The sequence below is a fragment of the Streptomyces sp. a15 genome, from assembly GCF_059026085.1.
The window spans coordinates 55299-74522 of sequence record NZ_JBWLKM010000009.1 but is presented as its reverse complement, the minus strand read 5'-3'; the positions used below and the strand labels follow the sequence as shown (position 1 = coordinate 74522).

Here is a 19224-nt window from a genome sequence, read left to right as displayed (position 1 = left end):
GTGACCTTCGTCGTGTTGCTCCGATGGATGTTTGACGGACCTTCGCCTGAGGGCGGTGCGGTCACCGCGCGGCCCGCTGCGTGCGCCATGCCTCGTAGTGGTCGAGCACCGTCTGCTCGATCGGGCGGTAGGTGATGCCCAGTTCGTGCACGCTGCGGCTGTTGTCCACCCGGAAGCGGATGCCGAGGTGCTTCCGGATGTAGTCCTGGGTCAGACCGAAGGCGGGGCCCAGGACGCGCACCGGCCAGTGCGGGAGCGCGGTGCGCGGAAGCCGCAGGTCGCGGGGGTGGTGCGCGCGGATGATGCGGGACATGTCGTGGAACGACGTCATCGTCGGCGCCGCGATGATGTAACGCCCCTTCGCCTCGGGGTTCTCGGCCGCCGCGATGTGCGCGTCGGCCACCTCCCGTACGTCCGCCGTCGTGAAGGCGAAGTCCGGAGCGCCGTAGAAGAAGTAACCCTTGAACAGCTCCTCCAGCAGGAACAGGCTGCCGGACTCCGACGCGGGGGAGAGCGAAGGGCCCAGGATCAGGCCGGGGTTGACGGCGACCATGCGCCAGCGGTCCTGGGCCGCCTCCGCCTCCCACGCCGCGCGCTCCGCGACCGTCTTCGCGTAGTGGTACGGGTTGTTCTGCACCGTGCTGGTGGTGTTGAAGTACTTCTCCGAGAGCACCTGGTCGTCCATGTCCAGCACGTCGGCGTAGTCGCCGAAGATCGCGCCGACGGTGGAGGTGAACACCAGTCTCTCGACCGTCGGGGTCCGCTCCAGGCTGCCGAGCACGTTGCGCGCGCCGAGGAGGGCCGGGTCCACCATGTCCCGTCTGCCGTCCTTGATCTTCTCCGGCATGAAGAACGGCGACGCCACGTGGAAGACGACTCGGCAGCCGCGGATCGCGTCGTCGAAGGACCCCTCGCGCAGCAGGTCCGCCTCGAACAGGTCCAGTCGGCCGGGGAACTCCTCCTGCATCTCCCGCAGCGGCCGCACCTTCGCCGTGTGCGCGAGGCTCCGCACGGTGGTGCGCACCGCATAGCCCCGCACCAGCAGCCGCCGGACCAGGTGACCGCCGACAAACCCACTGCCGCCGGTCACCGCGACGGCTCTCTCCCCGCCTCCGCCCACACCCACGCCCACTCCTCAGTCCCCGTCACAGGTCGGTCCGAGGGCACGGCGATCCGCGCCCTCGGTCAGCGTCGGGCATGTCCCCGTAGAAAGGGAACATCAATCACCGAGTTGTGATCGTTCGGGACGGCTCCACCGGCCGGGGGCAGGTTCGTCTCGCTGCCCTCTGTTGAGGAGGTCGCTCAGCCGGCCGCAGCAGCACCGCGGGCACGTCCAGTTCCTCGGCGTCGTCGACGGCGTGGTCCACCCGGTCCGCCCAACTCGTCACCGAGAGCCGGCCGGTCCGGTCGAGCAGCAGGCCGCGGCCGCCGTGCATCAGCTCGTAGAGGCACCCCTGTTCAACGCCCGGCCACGTGGTCTGGGGGCAGACGGCGGAGCCGGACTGGAGGCACTGGCTGAGCGGTGGCGCCGCACCGGTCCGCGAGACGGACGACTCACTCGCCGCCACGCCCATTCCCCGGCCGTCGCGGTACCGGCCCGGCGTGCACGCCCGCGTGCTGCTGATCGCGGCGGTCGCGGCCCTCACCGCCGTCCCGTACCTGCTCGGTGTGGTCCCCCTACGGGCTGGGCCTGGCACTCGGTGAGGTCGCGGGATTCTGGCGCCGGCCGCGGGAGTGCGGTTGAGCGGTCGCGAGATCCAGAAGCGGAACGTGGACCCGGAGTTGTGGACCGTCCGCCAGGCGTCGCACCTTTCCCTGCGCTGAGTACGTCGGCCGTCCTTCCGCCGGAGCTCACCCGCCCGGCTTGACCAGCCCCGTCTCATACGCCAGGACGACGGCCTGGGCGCGGTCGCGCAGGGTCAGCTTGGCGAAGATGCGGGCCACGTGGGACTTCACCGTGGCCTCGCTCAGGGTCAGTTCGGCGGCGAGCTCGGTGTTGGACAGGCCGCGGCCCAGCAGGGTCAGGACCTCCAGTTCGCGGGGCGTGAGGGCGGCGAGATCCGCGGGCACGGCGGACGGACCCTCGCCCCGGGAGGCGAAGCGCTCCACCAGGCGCCGGGTGATGGACGGGGCCAGCAGGGCGTCGCCCGTGTCGACCAGCCGTACGGCCGCCGCCAGGTGTTCCGGCGTGACGTCCTTCAGCAGGAAGCCGCTGGCCCCGACCGACAGCGCGGTGTACACGTAGCGGTCCAGGTCGAAGGTGGTCAGCATGAGCACCCGGCAGCCCGGGGCGTGTTCCAGGATGCGGCGGGTGGCCTCCAGGCCGTCCATGACGGGCATGCGAATGTCCATCAGCACGACGTCCGGCTCGAGTCGGCGGGCCATCGCCACCGCCTCGGCGCCGTCGGCCGCCTCCCCCACCACCTCGAGGCCCCGGGCGTTCAGGATCAGCCGGAAGCCGGTGCGGATCAGGTTCTGGTCGTCGGCGACGAGCACGCGGGGCGTCCGCCCGGCCGCCGTCACGGGCGGTCCAGGGGGATGCGCGCCCGGACCCGGTAGCCGCCGCCGAGCCGGCGCCGGGCGTCCAGGTCGCCGCCGTAGACCGCGACCCGCTCGCGCAGTCCGAGCAGTCCGCGTCCCGTGCCGTCCCGGTGCCGGGGTGCCGTCCGCGCGGGCGCGGCGCCGGTCAGGACGCTCGGTCCGGTGTTGAGCACCTCCACGCGCAGTGCGTGGTCCGCGTACCGCACGGTCACTTCGGCCTTCCCTCCGTCACCGTGCCTGAGCGCGTTGGTCAGCGCCTCCTGCACTATCCGGTACGCGGTCACGTCGATGCCCTGCGGCAGCGGGCGCGGCTCCCCGGAGATCCGTACCTCGACGGGCAGCCCGGCGAAGGAGATCCGGTCCACGAGCGGGCCGAGCCGGTCGAGGCCGGGCTGCGGAGCCAGCTCCACCGAGTCGCCGCCGTCGCCGACGGGTCCGGGATCCACGTCCTCGCCGCTCGCCGACGGTGCCAACAGTCCCAGCAGATGCCGTAGATCGGTCATCGCTCCGCGTCCCGCGTCCTCCACCGCCCGCAGCGCCGCCGCGGCCTCGTCCGGCATCGTGCCCAGCACCTCGCGGGCCGCCCCGGCCTGCACCACCATCAGGCTGACGTTGTGACTGACGATGTCGTGCAACTCCCGGGCGATACGGTCGCGTTCGGCCGCGACCGCGGAGCGTGCGGCACTCTCCCGCTCCCGCTCCAGCAGCCAGCCGCGCTCCCCGACGGCCGCCTGCCACCGGCGCCGCGTACGCCACAGCGCCACCGCCAGCCCGACGGCCGCCGCGCACACCACCGCCAGCGCCGCCATCAGCGCCTTCGTCTCCCCGTCCCACACGAGCATCACCTTGGCAGACCGTCACGGGATCCGCATCAGCCTGTGGATACAGGGCCCTGCATCTCCAGGATGAGCGGCCGCCCGATGTGCCATCCGTGGAGGGATGTTCAGGCCGCCATACCCTCCGTAGCGTCTTGTGCATGATCACTGAGGAGAGCACATGATCACTGGGGAGAACAGGGGAGAGGCCGTCGTACGGCTCGACGGTGTGCGCAAGGAGTACGGCGAGACGACCGCGCTGGACGGAGTGTCGCTGGAGATCGGGGCGGGGGAGGCGGTCGCCGTGATGGGGCCCTCGGGGTGCGGCAAGTCCACCTTCCTCAACATGATCGCCGGGTTGGACCGGCCGACCGGCGGCACGGTCGTCGTACACGGCGAGAACGTGGGGGAGTTGAGCGAGAAGGGCCTGGCCCTGTACCGGCGCCGCCGCATCGGCATGATCTTCCAGTTCTTCAACCTGGTCGACGACCTGTCGGCGCTCGACAACGTGGCGCTGGCCGCGCAGTTGACCGGCACCCCGGCCCGGCAGGCCCGCCGTCGCGCCCTGGAGCTCTTCGAGGAACTCGGCATCGCGGACCGCCGCAACGCCTACCCGGCGGTGCTCAGCGGCGGCGAGCGGCAACGCGTCGCCGTGGCACGGGCGTTGATGAACCGTCCGGCGCTGCTGCTGGCGGACGAGCCGACCGGTGCCCTGGACAGCCGCGCGGGCGAGCAGGTGATGGACCTGCTGCTCGACCTCAACCAGATCGGCCAGACGCTGATCCTGGTGACCCACGACGAGCACCTCGCCCGCCGCTGCGCCGGCCGGCTGGTCGAGTTCGCCGACGGCCGGGTCACCGGCGAGCACACCCTGGAGCCGTCCGCATGAGGGCGGTGTGGCGGGCCGCCCGCGCGGCGGTACGGCGGCGCAGGCTCCAGACCCTGGTCATCGCCCTGGTCACGCTGACCTCGACGGCGGCGCTCGTGGTGGCGCTCGGTCTGCTCGACGCGGCCTCCGCGCCCTTCGACAAGGCCTTCGCCGAGCAGCGCGGCGCACATGTGGTCGCCGCCTTCGATCCCGCCAGGGTCTCGGACGCCGAGCTGGCGCGGACGGCCCGGCGGCCCGGTGTCGAGGCCGTGGCCGGGCCCTTCGCCCAGGCCGCGGTGGAACTGCCGCGCGAGACCATGAACTTCGGGCTCGGCACCGACCTCACTGTCGTGGGCCGGGGCGACCCGGCGGGCCCGGTGGGCCGGCTGGACCTGTGGGCGGGCCGCTGGGCCACCGGGCCGGGCGAGGTCGTCCTGAACCGGCAGTCCGACTGGACCGCGGACGACCTGGGCAAGAAGCTCCGGGTGCCGTCGGGCCCGGACCTCACGGTCGTCGGGTTCGCCTTCGACCTCGGCCGGACCGCCGACGCCTGGGTGGCGCCCGAGCAGATCGAGGCCCTGCACCCCACGGCCACGCAGATGCTCTTCCGCTTCACGGACGCCTCCTCGCAGGAGCGGCTCCGCGCGAGCCTGGCCGCCGTCACTGACGGGCTGCCGCCTGGCGCGCTGACCGCCTCCCAGTCGTACCTCACCCTCAAGCAGCAGATCGGCAGTTCGGCCCGCGCGTACACCCCCTACCTGATGGCCTTCGGCATCCTCGGCATCGTGGTGGCGGTGCTCATCGTCGCCAACGTGGTCAGCGGCGCGGTGATCTCCGGCTTCCGGCACATCGGCATCCTCAAGGCCCTGGGTTTCACCCCGGGGCAGGTGCTCGCCGTGTACCTCACGATGATCTCCGTGCCCGCGGTCGCCGGCTGTGTCCTCGGCACCGTCGTCGGCAACCTGCTGGCCCGCCCCTTCTTCGAGTTCGTCTTCATGGGGCCGGACGCCGGGGTGTTCCACGACAGCGTGGGCATCGCGCCCTGGGTGAACGTCCTCGCCCTGCTCGGCATGCCCGGCGTCTGCCTCCTCGCCGCGCTGGCCCCGGCGGCACGAGCCCACCGGCTGCCCGCGGCGCGGGCCATCAGCGCGGGCAGCGCCCCGCGCGCCGGACGCGCCCTGGGCATCCAGCGACGCCTGGCGGGCAGCAGACTGCCACGCTCGGTGAGCCTGGGAGTCGGCCTGCCGTTCGCCCGGCCCGGACGCAGTGCCCTCACCCTCGCCGCCGTCGTCCTGGGCGTGACCACCGTGACCTTCGCGACCGGTCTGGCCGCGTCGATGACCAGGTTCGGCGAGGCGGGCCGGGACGCCTACCAGGTCACGGTGTACGTCGGCGCGTACAAGGACGGCAAGGAGATCCGGCCCACGCACACCGACCCCGAACTCGAGTCACTGCTGCGGTCCCTGCCCGGCGCGGAAGAGGTCACCGCGAGGGCGGACATCGAGGTGCGGATGGCGGGCTCCGCGCAGGAGGTGATGCTGGAGGGCCGTCGGGGGGACCGTCCGCCGCTGGACAGCGTGCTGACCGAAGGCCGGTGGATGCACCGGACCGGCGAGGTCGTCGCCGGCTCGGCCTTCCTGCGCCAGAACGACCTGCGGGTCGGCGACCGCTTCCGCCTGGAGAAGGGCGACCGGCACGAGACGGTGGTGATCGTCGGGCAGTACATGCACAACGACCGCCGACTCGTCGTCACCGGCCAGTCGACCCTGACCGCCCTGGCCCCCGAGGAGAAGCCCATCGCCTACCACGTCAAGCTCCGCGACGGAGCGGATCAGGCCGCCTACGCCCGCGCGGCCCGGGCCGCCGATCCCGGGGTCAGCCCGGACCCGGTCGGCGCCAACACCGTCACACAGACCATCATCGGCTCGGCATCGGTACTCACCGTGATGCTCGCCGTGGTCGCCTCCCTCGGCGTCTTCAACACGGCCGTCCTCAACACCCGCGACCGCCGCCGCGACCTCGGCATGCTCAAGTCCATCGGCATGACGCCCCGGCAGGTCACGGCGATGACGGTGACGTCGATGGCGGTGCTCGGCGCCCTCGGCACCGTGGTCGGCATACCGCTGGGCATGCTCGGCCACGAGCTGGTCGTACCGCGGATGGCGGACGCCGTGGACATCACCCTGCCCGCGTACATGACGGACGTGTGGCAGGCCTCCGCCCTGCTTGCCCTCGCCCCGGCGGGCGTGGTGATCGCCGTCCTGGGCGCGTACATCCCGGCGCGCCGAGCGGCACGGCTGACGGTCGCGCAGGTACTGCACAACGAGTGAGGGGATACGACTGCTCCGCCCTCACCGCGTGGCCTCAGGCGGCGCTGACATTCGAGGTGAGCAGGCGGAGCAGCTGCTTGGCGAGGGCGTCCTGCTCCGGGGTCAGGCCCATGGCGTCGCCGATGGCGAGGGGGACCGTACCCGCCCGTTCCCGGAGCCGGGCGCCGGCCTCGCTGAGGCGGATGGCGACGGAGCGCTCGTCGTCCGGCCGCCGCTCGCGGTGCAGCAGGCCGTTCGCCTCCAGGCGCTTCAGGAGGGGCGACAGCGTGCTGGACTCCAGCTGGAGCGAGGCGCCCAGCTCACGCACGGAGATCGAGTCCTGCTCCCACAGCACGAGCATGACCAGGTACTGCGGATAGGTCAGCCCCAGCTCGTCCAGCAGCGGCCGGTAGCGCGCCGTCACCGCACGGGAGGCGGCGTACAGCGCGAAGCAGAGCTGGTCGTCCAGGAGCAGCGACCCTTCGGCCGGTTCGGGGGCTGTGCTCACGGCTCGACTCCTGGTCTCTGTACTGGTCATCGATGCTCACCACCCTATCTTGAGTCCCCTCGATTCTATCGCCCTCTAATAAGTAGAGCACAAATAAATAGAGGACTAATAAGTTGCGCACGACTGAATCGAGCGCTACGGTGCATCTGTGTCGCCGCTCCGGAAGCCCCGCCGGGGTCTGCCCGCGGCACCCGATCCGAGGAGATCGTCATGACCGAAACCCGCCCGGTTCTCGAGCCCGCCGCCCAGGCCTTCGCCGAGGCGACCGCGAACCCGCCGTACCTCTTCGACCTGCCGCCCGCCGAGGGCCGCAAGGCCGTCGACGAGGTGCAGTCCGGCGAGATCGAGAAGCCGGAGATCGATGAGGAGTGGGTCACCGTCACCGGCGGCCCCACCGGCGAGGTCCGCGCCCGCATCGTCCGCCCGGCCGGCGCCACCGGGACCCTGCCGGTGATCGTCTACATCCACGGCGCGGGCTGGGTGTTCGGCAACGCCCACACTCACGACCGGCTGGTGCGCGAACTGGCCGTCGGCGCCAAGGCCGCGGTGGTCTTCCCCGAGTACGACCTCTCCCCCGAGGCCCGCTACCCGGTCGCGATCGAGCAGAACTACGCGGTCGCCCAGTGGGTCGTGCAGCACGGCGCGTCCAAGGGCCTGGACGCCACCCGCATCGCGGTCGCCGGTGACTCGGTCGGCGGCAACATGACCGCCGCGCTGACCCTGATGGCCAAGGAACGCGGCGATGTCCCGCTGGTGCAGCAGGTGCTCTTCTACCCGGTGACCGACGCGAGCTTCGACACCGGCTCCTACCACCAGTTCGCCACCGGCTACTTCCTGCGCCGCGACGGCATGCAGTGGTTCTGGGACCAGTACACGACCGACGAGGCACAGCGGGCCGAGATCACCGCGTCGCCGCTGCGGGCCACCACCGACCAGCTCACCGGACTGCCCCCGGCCCTGGTCATCACCGGCGAGGCCGACGTCCTGCGCGACGAGGGCGAGGCCTACGCCAACAAGCTGCGCCAGGCCGGTGTCCCGGTCACGGCCGTCCGCTACCAGGGCATCATCCACGACTTCGTGATGCTCAACGCCCTGCGCGAGACGCACGCCGCCGAGGCCGCGATCAACCAGGCCGTCAGCACGCTGCGCACGGCACTCGGCACCGCCTGACAGCGGCTGGTTGGCCCCGAGGGAACAGGGGCACGTCTGAGAAGCGTGCCCCCTCCGTCCTCATCCACCCAGGAGAACAACCCGTGATCGACCTCGGCCGCATCCGCCTGTTCTGCACCGGTCTCGGCGCCGCCGACGCGACCGCCCTGCTGCTGGTGCACGGCTGGGGCGGGGACGGCAGGGAGTGGTCGCCGCACGCGGAGGCGCTGGCCGACCGATTCCGGGTGGTCGTGCCCGACCTGCGCGGACACGGCCGCTCAGAGGTACCGGCCGAGGGCAACACCCCGGCAGAGATGGCCGCCGACCTGGCCGCGCTGATCGACGCGCTCGGCACCGGCCCGGTGGTCGCCGTCGGGCACTCCATGGGCGGGCAGGTCGTCAACCTGCTGGCCGTCCAGCACCCGCACACCGTGCGGTCGGTGATCGCGCTCGACCCCGCCCACGGCGCCCACGGCGAGGAGGCCCAGCAGATTCCGGCCCGGCTCGCCGACTACCGCGCCCGCGGCTCGCGCGCCGCGGCCGACTTCGTGGCCGCGGCCTTCGCCCCGGACGCCCCGGCAGGGCTGCGCACCGCGCACGTCCGCACCATGCTCGGCACACCCGACCACGTCGTCGCCCAGGCGTACGCCGGGATGTACACCGACCCGGGCGCGGTGGGCGTACGCCCGCACAGCGAGCGGTACCTGAGCCACCGCACCCGGCCGGCGCTGACCGTATGGACGTCGGCCGAGGCCGCCGCCTGGGAACGCGGCACCCTGCACGTGCCCGGTTCACGCGTCGACCACTGGCCGGGCACCGGGCACTACCTCCATGAGGAACACCCGCGGCGCACCGTCCGCCTCGTCGAGGACTGGGCGGACTTGGTCACCAACGCGGCAGTCTGAGCTCGTACTCGGGCTGGATCCGCCGCATGTAGCCGGTGTCGTCCCGGCTGCGCATCCCGGAGTCCACGTACAGCCGGTGCAGCCGGTCCAGGGCGTCGTGGTCGAGTTCCACGCCGAGACCGGGCCCGGTCGGCACCTCGACCGCGCCGTCGCGCAGCTCCAGCGCCCCCGGGACGATCACGTCGTCGGCCGAGTTCCACGGATAGTGCGTGTCACAGGAGTGGTCGAGGTTGGGGATGGCGGCCGCCACGTGGGTCATCGCGGCGAGGCTGATGCCCAGGTGGGAGTTGGAGTGCATGGACAGCGCGAGCCCGAAGGCCTCGCAGACGGCGGCCAGTTCACGGGTGCGGCGCAGTCCGCCCCAGTAGTGGTGGTCGGTGAGCAGGACCTGGATCGCGTTCTGCTCGATCCCCGGCTTCAGGTGTTCCCAGGCGATCACGCACATGTTGGTCGCGAGCGGCAGCGGCGAGTCCCGCGCGACCTGAGCCATGCCGGGGATGCCCTTGGTCGGGTCCTCCAGGTACTCCAGTACGCCGTCCAGTTCACGGGCGACGTACGTCGACGTCTCCACCGTCCAGGCGGTGTTGGGGTCCAGTCGCAACGGCTGCCCGGGGAACGCCTCCGCCAGCGCCTTGATCGCGGCGATCTCCTCGTCGGGCGGGAAGACCCCGCCCTTGAGCTTGAATGAGCGGAAACCGTACCGCTGTTGCATCAGCCGGGCCTGCTCGACGATCCCGGCCGGGTCCAGCGCCTCGCCCCAGTCGTCGCCGACGGCCGCGCGGCCGTCGAGCGCCGGGTGTTCGGCCCACTTGTAGAAGAGGTACGCCGCGAACGGCACCGACTCCCGCACCGCGCCGCCGAGCAGGTCGACGACCGGCCGCCCGAGCAGCCTGCCCTGTGCGTCGAGGCAGGCCACCTCCACCGCGGAGGTGGTCCAGCCGCGTTCGTGCGAGCTGGACACGGTCGGCAGCAGGGCGGCGTCGATCGCGGCCGCGACGGCCGTCGTGTCGAAGACGTCCATGCCGACGACCACCTTCGCGGCCGCCTGAAGCCGCTCCAGACGGGCGGTGCCTCCGGGCGACTCGCCGAGGCCCACCGTGCCGTCCTCCAGGACGAGTTGGAGGATCACGCGCAGGGCGAGGGGCTCGTGGACGCCGTTGGAGTTGAGCAGCGGTGGGTCGCGGAAGGCGATCGGGGTGACGATCAACTCCCTGATTCTGGTGGGGTTCATGCGCCGACCACCTCCAGGCCGTGGTCGATGAGTTTCGCGAGCCGGGCGACGTGCTCCGGCGTGGGGTCGACGAGGGGCGCCCGTACACCGCCCACGTCCAGGCCGCGCAGGGTCACCCCGGCCTTGACCAGGGCCACGGCGTATCCGGGTACTTCGTCACGGAGTTCGACCAGTGGGCCGTAGAACTCGTCGAGGAGCGTGTTGACCAGGGCCTCGTCGTTCTCGGCGAGCGCCCGGTGGAAGGCCAGGGCGATCTGGGGGGCGAAGGCGAACACGGCGGAGGAGTACAGGTCGACGCCGATGCCGCGGTAGGCGGGTGCGGTCATCTCGGCGGTGGGCAGGCCGTTGAAGAACTGGAAGTCCTGCCCGTCCGGCAGGGCGCGCACGGCCCGGACGATGCGGTGCATCCGTTCGATGTCGCCGAGCCCGTCCTTGAGGCCGACGACCCCGGGCAGGGCGGCGATCTCGGCGGCGGTGGACTCGGTGAGGCGGGCCGTGCCGCGCTGGTAGAAGACGACGGGCAGGCCGGTGGCCTCGGTGACCTCCTTGACGTACCGCACCAGGCCCTGCTGCGGGGCGCTCACCAGATAGGGCGGCAGCAGCAGGATGCCGTCGGCGCCGGCGCATTCGATGCGGGCCGCCTGGTCGCGGGCGACCGGCACGGGACCGCCGGCCGCCGCGAGGACGGGCACCCGCCCCGCGGTCGTCGCAACGGCGATCCGGGTCGCCCGCTCGATCTCCTCGGGCGTCAGCGCGTGGAACTCGCCGGTGCCGCAGGCGACGAACACGCCGCCCGCGCCGGCCGCGACTCCGGCCTCGATGTGCCGGGCGAGCCGCTCCTCGTCCAGCGAGCCGTCCGCGGCGAACGGCGTGACCGGGAAGAACAGCACTCCGTGGAACTTCATGTCTCCCTCGTAACTGGGGTGTGGGGGGTTCAGGTCCTCGACGGGATCAGCCCTTGGTGGCGCCGGCGGCGATGCCGGTGACCAGCGAGCGCTGGAGCAGCAGGTAGACGATCAGGCTGGGGATCAGGGCGATGACCGCCCCGGCGAGCACCACCCCCGAGCCGACCTCGGGGTCGGTGCGCAGGATGGACAGGGCGACGGTGACCGTGTAGTCGGTGGGGTCCTTGGAGGCGATCAGGGGCAGCAGGTACTGGTCCCAGATCATGACGAAGCCCAGCACGCCGGCCACGCCGAGGGCGGGCTTGCACAGCGGCAGGACGACCTGCCACAGCATCCGGAACTCGCCCACGCCGTCCAGCCGGGCGGCCTCCTCTATCTCGGTGGGGATGTCCTTCATGAACTCGGTCAGCAGCATCACGGAGAAGCCCCAGGCACCGAGCGGCAGGATCACACCCCACGCCGTGCCCTTCAGGTCCAGGCCGACCACCGGGACATGACCGAGGACCAGGGACAGCGGGATCGCGATGACCTCCTCGGGGAGCATCATCGTCAGCATGAACAGGGTCAGCACGAGGGCCTGGCCACGGAACCTGTGCCGGGCCAGCGCGTAGGCGGCGAGCACCGACACCGCGAGCTGGAGCAGCAGCGCGCCGCCCGCTATGACGAGGGAGTTGGTGAAGTAGTCCCAGATCCCGCGCTCGCCCGCCACCTTGAAGTTCTGCAGCGTGCTGTCGTGCGGGAGGAAGGAGAGCGACGAGCCGCTGGCGTGCGTGGTGAAGGCGCCGGAGACGATCGTCAGGAACGGCGCCGCGAAGATGCCGAGGGCGATCGCGCAGAGCAGGATCCGCAACGCCCAGCCCACGCCCGGACGGTCGCTCCAGCCGAGGGCGGTGTCGAAGCGGGCGGGGGTGGCTCGTTGCTTGAGCGAGGGCTTTCCGGCCGGTGATCCAGGCACGGACGTGCGGACGGGGTCGATGGCGGGTGCGCTCATCGCACGTCTCCCCTCTTGCGGAAGTAGTTGACCGTGACGGTCAGCAGCAGGGTCACGCAGAGCAGCACCACCGAGGCCGCCGAGGCCCCGCCGATGTCGTTGCGGGTGAAGCCGAGGGTGTAGGCGCGGGTCATCCAGACCTCGGTGGACCCGGCAGGACCGCCGCCGGTCAGGACGTACACCTCGGTGAACACCCGCAGCCCGCGGATCGCGGCGAGGGTCAGGACGATGCCCAGCGCGGGACGGATCGCGGGCAGCGTCACGTAGCGCAGCCGCTGCCACAGCGAGACGCCGTCCATCGCGGCGGCCTCGTACAGGGTCCGGTCCACGCCCGCCAGGCCGGCGAGGATGATCACCATGTTGTAGGGGGCGAGCATCCAGACGGCCATGACCATCGTCGCCCACAGCGCGGTGTCCGGGTTGTCGAGGAACTGCGCGGGCCCGAGGCCGAGGAAGCTCAGACCGTGGTTGATCAGGCCGTCGGAGGTCGGGTAGTACAGCAGCCGCCACATCTCGCCGACCACCGCGGTCGCCGTGACGACCGGCAGGAAGACGGCCGTACGCATGATCTTCAGGGAGCGGGCCTGGCCCTCCAGGAGCAGGGCGAGGAGGAAACCGACGAGGATCGCGCCCAGCGACTGGCCGAGGCCGAGCAGGAGGGTGTGGCCGATCGCGTCCTGGAAGCGGTGGTCGGTCAGGACCCGGGTGTAGTTGTCGAGGCCGACCCACTTGTCGCCGAGGAAGGGCCGTACGTCGAAGAAGCTGAGCCAGATGCCCTTGCCCATGGGGAGGAACTTGAAGACCAGGGCGAGCAGCAGGCCGGGGGCGAGGAACAGCCAGGGGAGCACCGACCTCTTGGCGAGGACTCTGCGCCGCCGGGGCGTGGTGAGGGTCGCGGTCATTTCAGCAGGTCCTGGTCCTTGAGGTCACCGGCGAGGGTGTCGTTGAGTTCCTTCAGGCTCGAGGCGACGTCGCTGCCGCAGTACGTGAAGATCGCGTTGAGGCTGTCCGCGGTGTCCTGCTTGATCGGGGCGAAGTCCGGCGCGTTCGGGAACTGCTGAGAGGTGTCCTCGTACGCCTTCTGTACGACGCTCCAGCGGGAGTCGTCGCGCACCTTCGCCGCGTCCAGGGCGGAGTTGACGGGGATGCGGACGACGGGCTGGTGGCCGTCGACGCTGGTCATGGCGATCCGCTGGCCCTCGGGGGAGATCAGGAACGCGGCCAGCGCCTGCTCCTGCCTCGCCTTGCCGGTCTTGGCGCCGAAGTAGACGTTCTCGCCGTCGGCCAGCACGTCGGACCCGGCGGGCCCGGCCGGGGCGGCCACGACCTCATACGTGTCCTTGCCGGGCGTGGCGTCGAAGGTGGTGATGTTGTACGGGCCGGTGAGATACATGCCCGCGTTGCCGTCCTGGAAGTTGGTGGCGTTCGCCGTGATGGCCGTGAGGGCACCCGGCTGGACGACGTTCTTGGCGCCGCAGAAGAGGTTGTCCTTCAGCCAGGTGACGGTCCGTACGGCGGCGGCCGAGTCCATGGCAGGGCGGTAGCGGCCGTTGCCGGCCGGCTCGATGATCCGCGCGCCGCCCTGCCACAGGTAGCTGGCTCCCCACCAGGCGGCGTAGCCGTTCTGGGGGCTGCCGGGGACGACCATGCCGTAGGTGTCGGCCTTGCCGTCGCCGTCCGGGTCCTCGGTGGCGAAGGCCTTGGCGACCCGGAGCATCTCCTGCCAGGTCGTGGGCGCGTCGAGACCGAGTTTCCGCAGCCAGTCCTTGCGGATCATCAGGGTCTGGGCCTGGCGGGAGTACGGGATGCCGTAGTGCTTGCCGTCGACGCCCACCGTGGAGGACCAGGTCTTGGCGGTGATCTGGGCGTGGCCCGCGACGGCGTTCGGGTCTATGGGCTTGAGCAGGCCCTGGGACTGGTAACTGCCCATCAGGGCGGTGTCGTTGATCAGGACGTCGGGCAGGTCCTTGGTGGACGCCCGGCTCTGGAGCTGCTGGTCGAAGTTGAGGGAGACCGGCTGGTAGTCGATCTTGATTCCGGTCTTCTTGGTGAAGGCGGCGAAGACACGGTCGTAGGTCGCGGCGGCGTCCGGATTGCTCCGGGTCCACACCTCCAGGGTGTTCGGGTCACCGGAATCGGTGCTGTCGGAACCGGAGCCACAGGCGGCCGTTCCGAACACCAAACCCGCGACGGTCAGCGTGGCAGCCAGGCGGCGACTTCGTCGGCGATCGCCCATGGGCACTCTCCGTTCATATCCGTGAACTTGCTTCACGAATCTAAATGATCGCCCAAGCTACGAATCGTTTCACCCATATGTCAATGCGGAGCTGAAACATTTCACCAGCGTCACACAAGGGCGGATCGGGCCCTCGGAGCCGCTCTGCGCCGAAAACGCGTTGTCACGGGCGGACCGGCCGCCTACCGTCTCGGGCGTGCTGCCCCTGGTGGAAACGGACGAGGAATGGGCCGCGGTCGTCCCGGACGAGACGGTCATGCGGGCGAGACGGTCATGCGGGCCGGTGCGCAGGATCTGTGCGCACGACTCGGGTTGGCCGGCGCACCACTGACCCGCTTCACCGAGGGGACACAGCCGGTCCACGCGGTGGGCGACGACCTCGTCCTCAAGCTCTTCCCCTCGGCCGCCGCCCAGGACGGCATCGCCGAGGGCCGCGTCTTGTCCCACCTCCAGGGGCTGCTGCCCGTGCCCACCCCCCGAGTGCACGACTTCGGCCCGTACGAGAACGGCTGGCAGTACGTCCTGATGTCCCGCCTGCACGGCGAGAACCTGGCCCAGGTCTGGGGGCGGCTGCCGCGGACCGACCAGGAACGGTTCGTCGCCGACATCGGCGAGACCCTCGCCGTGCTCCACTCCCTCGACCCGCACCCCCCGCGGACGTCCTCGGGCCCGGGGACTGCGGCGCGTTCCTGGACCGTCGCCGCGCGGCCGCCGTGGAACAGCAGCGCCGGCACGGGCTGCCGGCCGTGTGGCTGGAGCAGATCCCCGGCTTCCTCGCCTCGGTCGCCCTTCCCCGCGCCCCGCGGCCCGCCCTCCTGCACACCGAAGTCATGGGCCAGCACTTCCTCGTCGCCCCCGACGGCCGCCGGCTGACCGGCCTCTTCGACTTCGAGCCGGCCATGATCGGCGACCGGGCCTACGACTTCGTCGGCGTCGGCCTCTGCGTCACCCGAGGCGACCCCGACTGCTGGCCCGCCTCACCGCCTCGTACGGCCGCGCCTTCGAGCCCGCCGACCTGCTCGCGTACACACTGCTGCACGTGTACTGCAACCTGCCTTGGTACCTGCGCGAACTGCCCGCGCCCGCCGACGGAACGCCGGCCTCGCTCGCCGAGGCATGGTTCGGTACGGCGTGACGCACCAGGCGCCCGGTGACGTGGCGGCGCGCCTCACCGGGCGCCCGGTCACCGCGGTGCGCCCGCTGTCCGGAACGCTCGCCGAAGTCACCCTGGACGGCGGCCGGGTGGTCATGGTGAAGCTGGGGGAGGAGCCCGGTGCCATCGAGGCCGAGGCGGCCGGGCTGCGCTGGCTGGCCGAGGCGGGCGCGGTCCGCGTCCCGGTGGTGCACGGTCACGAAGGGCGTCGACTCGTGATCGACCGGATTCCGCAAGGCCGGCCCACCGCCGCCGCGGCGGTCCGGTTCGGCCGCGATCTTGCCGCCCTGCACGCCGCCGGCGCCCCCGCGTTCGGCGCCCCGCCGCCCGGCGGCCCGAGGGACGCGTACATCGGACTCGCCCCGATGCGGAACACCGACGGCGGCGACTGGCCGTCCTGGTACGCCGAGCACCGGGTGCTGCCCTACCTGCGCCGCGCGGTGGACGACGGAACCGTACGCCCCGCCGAGGCGGCCGTGATCGAAGAGGTCTGCGCGCGCCTGCCCGAGCTGGCAGGCCCGCCCGAACCGCCCGCCCGGCTGCACGGCGACCTGTGGAACGGCAACGTCCTGTGGGGCACCGACGGCGAGGCCCGGCTGATCGACCCGGCCGCGCACGGCGGCCACCGCGAGACCGACCTCGCGATGCTCCACCTCTTCGGCTGCCCCCACCTGGACCGGGTGCTGGGCGGCTACCAGCAGGCGGCGCCGCTCGCCGACGGCTGGACGGACCGCATCGGCCTGCACCAGCTCTTCCCGCTCCTGGTGCACGCCGTGCTCTTCGGCCGCGGCTACGCCGAACAGGCCCTGGCCCAAGCACGAACGGCCCTGGCGCGCTGATCCGCGCGCCAGGGCCGTCGTACGAACAACGCCTTCCGGCGTGAAGTCCAGGGCGAGGAGAGCGAAGGGACTAATTTCAAGGAGGTGTGAGAAGGAAGCCCCTTCATGGCCTCGCCGTGGTCAACGCTAGCAGTCAGCCGGGGATCAGGTCGCGCAGATTTTCGAGGGTGATGATCCGGGAGTCCGGGTGCAGCCCCTCGGGACGCTCCAGACCGATGTACGTGACGGGCCCCTCCGGCACGGACGTGCCGTCCCACACCGTCGTGCCGGTGGTGCCGTCGGCCATCAGCTCCGTGAGGTACCGCACCGTCAGCTGCTCACGCTCGACGATGCCGCGCAGCAGCGTGGCGACCGAGACCCGGTTGCCCTCGACCCGGTTCGACGTCGGGGTGCCCTTCAGGTACAGGTGCAGCCACTTGGCCCGCCACCGGCCGTCCTCGCCCCGCAGGAACGCCAGCGGCAGCGCCACCCGCCCCGGCCCGCGCAGCTCCGACTTCATCCGCACCGTGCGCGCCTCGAACGGACGGCCCTTCTGCTCGCCGTCCCGCAGCATGAACCCGAAGAACGACTCCTCGACCTCCTCGAATCCCTCCCCCGAGAAGAGGTTGACCTGCGGCACGACGAAGGTGCCCCGCACGGCGCCGAGCCGCAGGTTGATGAACTCCGAGGCCCCTTCGGGCGCGTCGACGATGTCGCCGGAGTGCTCGCCGTCCACGGCGGACAGGTTCGTGTACGACAGCCAGGAGACCGTCTCGTAGTCGGCGCCCAGCATCAGCGCCGACAGGTCGTAGTCGGTGGTGCGCTCGGTCTGCTTCCAGTACACGAAGAAGCGCAGCAGCTCGCCGTCGACCGGGGAGACCGAGCCGCGCGGCAGCACGCCGAGACCCGCCGCGGTCGCCTTGCCGCTGAGCGGCAGCGCCACGTCGAGGACGTCCGGGTCGACCAAGAGGTGCCCCGGTGCGGGGAGCCGGCGGCGGGTCTCCGCGTCGAGCGCGGCGATCAGACGATCGCGTTCCGGTGCCGGCAGGGGCGGGCGGTCCTCGGCGGCGACCCAGGCACGGCCCATCCGGTTGATGAAGACCCGCCGATGACCGGACGCGTCGGCGCGGTTGTGCAGGTGCTCGCGCACCGACAGCACGACCCGGCCGGCGACCGATCCGGCGACCTCCTCGACGGCGGCCACGACAGCCTCCCGCTCCTCCTCGCCGGCGGCCGTACGCAGCAGCCGGTCCAGCGCCCGGAACAGCTTGCCCGGAGCGGACTTCAGCAACGCGGCCGCCGCGACCACGCCACCCGCGCCGAGCAGCTCCTCGACCCGGCTGTCGAAGGACCGCGCCGTCAGCTCGCCGCGGGCGACGGCGAACACCTCGGCGGCCTGCGGCCACCGCGGGTACTCGTGCGGATGCAGCCGCTCACCGAGGCGCTTGAACTCCTCGCGGTGCGCGTGGACGTCGGCGAGCTTGGCCGGAGCCGCGGCGACGACGCCGTCCAGACCGGCGAGCAGCGCGCGACGGACGGGACGTGACAGCCCCCGGAACCGCGTCGGCTCCTGAAGGGTCACGTCACCGCCCGACAGCGCGCACGCCAGGCGCAGCACGTCGGTCACGGTGTCCAGCAGCAGGTCCGCGCCCACCTTCAGCCGGGCCTCGTTGACGACGGCACGGTTCTCCCGGACCGGTATCGCCTCCGGCTGGGGCCCGCTCGCGCAGTGCCCCGCGAGCGTCTTCAGGTCGCTCAGCCCCTCCTCGCCCAGCGGCGTCGCGCTGCCGGCCAGCGCCAGGTACAGGCCGGTGACCTCGTCGTCGAGCGCGCCGCCGAGATGCAGCACCGTCATCCGGTCGCCTGCCGCGGCGATCAGCTCGTCGTGGGCGGCGAGCATCTCGGCGTAGGTGTGCTGGTAGTGGCCGTACGACGGGAGGGTGAGCAGGTTCACCACACCCCGGCGCAGCTGATCGAGCACGCCGGGGCGCGCCTTGCTGTCGTCGAGGGCCTCGGTGATGCAGCGCATCCAGAAGTCGAAGGTGTCCGGCACGTTGGCCGGGAAGTCGACGAAGTAGACGTTGTGCCCGACGTGGTCGCCGACCATCTCGCGGACCGTGCGCAGCGTGCGTACGGCGGTGTCGACGACCGTGTCCTCCGACAGCCCGGACAGGTGCCGCAGCAGCGGTGCCGACAGCTTGAAGCCGACGGACATCAGCGCGGCGTCGAACTGCCGCGCCGCGACCTCGCCCTCACCGGCCGGACCGGTGGGGGAGGGCAGGCGATGGGTGTGCCGGACGACCAGCGGTTCCAGACTCTCGACCATTCCGGGATGATCGCAGAGCGGCCCAGGCCACCGCACCGGAGTTTTCGACCGGTGTTCGAGTCAGGAGCGCTGGTCCTGCTCGGCCTTCTTCTCCTTGATGCGCACCGCTTCCTGGCGCACCTCGGCCTGGGTGGCGCGCTCCTTCTCCAGCCACTCGGGCCGGTCCTGCTTGAGCGCCTCGATCTGCTCGGTGGTCAGCGGCTCCGTGACGCCGCCGCGCGCCAGGCCGGCGATGGAGACGCCGAGCTTCGCCGCGACGACCGGGCGAGGGTGCGGGCCGTTGCTGCGCAGCTCCTGCAGCCACGCGGGCGGGTTCGCCTGGAGCTCGTTCAGCTCGGAGCGGGTGACGACCCCGTCCTGGAACTCCTGAGGGGTGGCCGGGAGGTACACACCCAGCTTCTTCGCCGCGGTCGCGGGCTTCATCGTCTGGGTGGTCTGGTGCGACTTCATGGTGTCCAGACTATCGACC

General features: G+C 71.6%; 16 protein-coding genes and 2 pseudogenes. 6 read left to right on the top strand and 12 right to left on the bottom strand.

Translation table 11 applies throughout. The features are described 5' to 3' along the window. Window positions 1–61: 61 nt before the first annotated feature. The 4 genes and pseudogenes from AC5P09_RS12520 to AC5P09_RS12505 form a co-directional block, all read right to left on the bottom strand. The gene (locus AC5P09_RS12520) at window positions 62–1132 is read right to left on the bottom strand and encodes an NAD-dependent epimerase/dehydratase family protein (protein WP_493873932.1); all 1071 of its coding nucleotides are present in this window, start codon (window positions 1130–1132) and stop codon (window positions 62–64) included. Window positions 1133–1307: 175 nt separating this feature from the next. Continuing rightward, window positions 1308–1463, bottom strand: a pseudogene (locus AC5P09_RS12515) (FAD-dependent oxidoreductase); the annotation flags it as partial. Window positions 1464–1851: 388 nt separating this feature from the next. Further along, a complete protein-coding gene (locus tag AC5P09_RS12510; RefSeq protein WP_493873931.1) occupies window positions 1852–2523 on the bottom strand; it encodes a response regulator in 672 nt (223 codons plus the stop codon). Then, window positions 2520–3377 (bottom strand): sensor histidine kinase, encoded by an 858-nt coding sequence (locus AC5P09_RS12505; protein ID WP_493873930.1) that lies wholly within the window; start codon window positions 3375–3377, stop codon window positions 2520–2522. The genes AC5P09_RS12510 and AC5P09_RS12505 overlap by 4 nt, the downstream gene beginning before the upstream one ends. A gap of 160 nt (window positions 3378–3537) precedes the next feature. Between AC5P09_RS12505 and AC5P09_RS12500 the strand changes: the two genes are divergently transcribed. Beyond that, window positions 3538–4245 (top strand): ABC transporter ATP-binding protein, encoded by a 708-nt coding sequence (locus tag AC5P09_RS12500; protein WP_493873929.1) that lies wholly within the window; start codon window positions 3538–3540, stop codon window positions 4243–4245. Continuing rightward, on the top strand, window positions 4242–6554 hold the full coding sequence (locus AC5P09_RS12495; RefSeq protein WP_493873928.1) for an ABC transporter permease: 2313 nt from the start codon (window positions 4242–4244) through the stop codon (window positions 6552–6554). Before AC5P09_RS12500 ends, AC5P09_RS12495 begins: the two co-directional genes overlap by 4 nt. Window positions 6555–6588: 34 nt before the next feature. On the opposite strand, the gene AC5P09_RS12490 is transcribed toward AC5P09_RS12495, so the two are convergent. Then, complete coding sequence (locus tag AC5P09_RS12490; protein ID WP_493873927.1) at window positions 6589–7071, bottom strand: MarR family winged helix-turn-helix transcriptional regulator; 483 nt, start codon at window positions 7069–7071, stop codon at window positions 6589–6591. A gap of 180 nt (window positions 7072–7251) precedes the next feature. On the opposite strand from AC5P09_RS12490, the gene AC5P09_RS12485 reads away from it, so the two are divergent. Beyond that, entirely contained in the window at window positions 7252–8211 is a 960-nt protein-coding gene (locus tag AC5P09_RS12485; RefSeq protein ID WP_493873926.1) for an alpha/beta hydrolase, read from the top strand. Window positions 8212–8294: 83 nt separating this feature from the next. Then, the gene (locus AC5P09_RS12480) at window positions 8295–9095 is read left to right on the top strand and encodes an alpha/beta fold hydrolase (protein WP_493873925.1); all 801 of its coding nucleotides are present in this window, start codon (window positions 8295–8297) and stop codon (window positions 9093–9095) included. Here the strand turns inward: AC5P09_RS12480 and AC5P09_RS12475 are convergent. The 5 genes from AC5P09_RS12475 to AC5P09_RS12455 are packed head-to-tail and all read right to left on the bottom strand — an operon-like array spanning window position 9076 to window position 14458. After that, on the bottom strand, window positions 9076–10326 hold the full coding sequence (locus tag AC5P09_RS12475) for a glucarate dehydratase family protein (protein ID WP_493873924.1): 1251 nt from the start codon (window positions 10324–10326) through the stop codon (window positions 9076–9078). The two genes, AC5P09_RS12480 and AC5P09_RS12475, sit on opposite strands and share 20 nt — an antisense overlap. Then, window positions 10323–11231: a 5-dehydro-4-deoxyglucarate dehydratase gene (locus AC5P09_RS12470; RefSeq protein ID WP_493873923.1), complete on the bottom strand. Its 909-nt coding sequence runs from the start codon at window positions 11229–11231 to the stop codon at window positions 10323–10325. The genes AC5P09_RS12475 and AC5P09_RS12470 overlap by 4 nt, the downstream gene beginning before the upstream one ends. A 46-nt stretch (window positions 11232–11277) precedes the next feature. After that, complete coding sequence (locus tag AC5P09_RS12465; protein WP_266444467.1) at window positions 11278–12222, bottom strand: carbohydrate ABC transporter permease; 945 nt, start codon at window positions 12220–12222, stop codon at window positions 11278–11280. Continuing rightward, entirely contained in the window at window positions 12219–13124 is a 906-nt protein-coding gene (locus AC5P09_RS12460; RefSeq protein WP_493873922.1) for a carbohydrate ABC transporter permease, read from the bottom strand. Before AC5P09_RS12460 ends, AC5P09_RS12465 begins: the two co-directional genes overlap by 4 nt. Next, window positions 13121–14458, bottom strand: coding sequence for a sugar ABC transporter substrate-binding protein (locus tag AC5P09_RS12455; RefSeq protein WP_493873921.1), 1338 nt, complete (start codon window positions 14456–14458; stop codon window positions 13121–13123). Before AC5P09_RS12455 ends, AC5P09_RS12460 begins: the two co-directional genes overlap by 4 nt. Window positions 14459–14683: 225 nt before the next feature. On the opposite strand from AC5P09_RS12455, the pseudogene AC5P09_RS12450 reads away from it, so the two are divergent. Both AC5P09_RS12450 and AC5P09_RS12445 read left to right on the top strand, forming a co-directional pair. Further along, window positions 14684–15333: pseudogene (locus tag AC5P09_RS12450) on the top strand (phosphotransferase); the annotation flags it as partial. Between the two features lie 241 nt (window positions 15334–15574). After that, window positions 15575–16450: a fructosamine kinase family protein gene (locus AC5P09_RS12445; protein ID WP_493873920.1), complete on the top strand. Its 876-nt coding sequence runs from the start codon at window positions 15575–15577 to the stop codon at window positions 16448–16450. 133 nt (window positions 16451–16583) lie between these two features. Here AC5P09_RS12445 and AC5P09_RS12440 read toward each other — a convergent pair whose 3' ends face one another. Further along, window positions 16584–18755, bottom strand: coding sequence for a TerD family protein (locus tag AC5P09_RS12440; RefSeq protein WP_493873919.1), 2172 nt, complete (start codon window positions 18753–18755; stop codon window positions 16584–16586). 60 nt (window positions 18756–18815) lie between these two features. Next, entirely contained in the window at window positions 18816–19205 is a 390-nt protein-coding gene (locus tag AC5P09_RS12435; protein ID WP_307672996.1) for a DUF5997 family protein, read from the bottom strand. Window positions 19206–19224 lie beyond the last annotated feature (19 nt).

What these genes read in the sequence shown, in the direction of transcription:
- AC5P09_RS12460 (WP_493873922.1), bottom strand. Translation starts at nt 13,124, where the DNA reads ATGACCGCGACCCTCACCACGCCCCGGCGGCGCAGAGTCCTCGCCAAG.
- AC5P09_RS12440 (WP_493873919.1), bottom strand. Translation starts at nt 18,755, where the DNA reads ATGGTCGAGAGTCTGGAACCGCTGGTCGTCCGGCACACCCATCGCCTG.
- AC5P09_RS12495 (WP_493873928.1), top strand. Translation starts at nt 4,242, where the DNA reads ATGAGGGCGGTGTGGCGGGCCGCCCGCGCGGCGGTACGGCGGCGCAGG.
- AC5P09_RS12455 (WP_493873921.1), bottom strand. Translation starts at nt 14,458, where the DNA reads ATGGGCGATCGCCGACGAAGTCGCCGCCTGGCTGCCACGCTGACCGTC.
- AC5P09_RS12490 (WP_493873927.1), bottom strand. Translation starts at nt 7,071, where the DNA reads ATGACCAGTACAGAGACCAGGAGTCGAGCCGTGAGCACAGCCCCCGAA.
- AC5P09_RS12435 (WP_307672996.1), bottom strand. Translation starts at nt 19,205, where the DNA reads ATGAAGTCGCACCAGACCACCCAGACGATGAAGCCCGCGACCGCGGCG.
- AC5P09_RS12445 (WP_493873920.1), top strand. Translation starts at nt 15,575, where the DNA reads ATGGTTCGGTACGGCGTGACGCACCAGGCGCCCGGTGACGTGGCGGCG.
- AC5P09_RS12500 (WP_493873929.1), top strand. Translation starts at nt 3,538, where the DNA reads ATGATCACTGGGGAGAACAGGGGAGAGGCCGTCGTACGGCTCGACGGT.
- AC5P09_RS12465 (WP_266444467.1), bottom strand. Translation starts at nt 12,222, where the DNA reads ATGAGCGCACCCGCCATCGACCCCGTCCGCACGTCCGTGCCTGGATCA.
- AC5P09_RS12470 (WP_493873923.1), bottom strand. Translation starts at nt 11,231, where the DNA reads ATGAAGTTCCACGGAGTGCTGTTCTTCCCGGTCACGCCGTTCGCCGCG.
- AC5P09_RS12485 (WP_493873926.1), top strand. Translation starts at nt 7,252, where the DNA reads ATGACCGAAACCCGCCCGGTTCTCGAGCCCGCCGCCCAGGCCTTCGCC.
- AC5P09_RS12475 (WP_493873924.1), bottom strand. Translation starts at nt 10,326, where the DNA reads ATGAACCCCACCAGAATCAGGGAGTTGATCGTCACCCCGATCGCCTTC.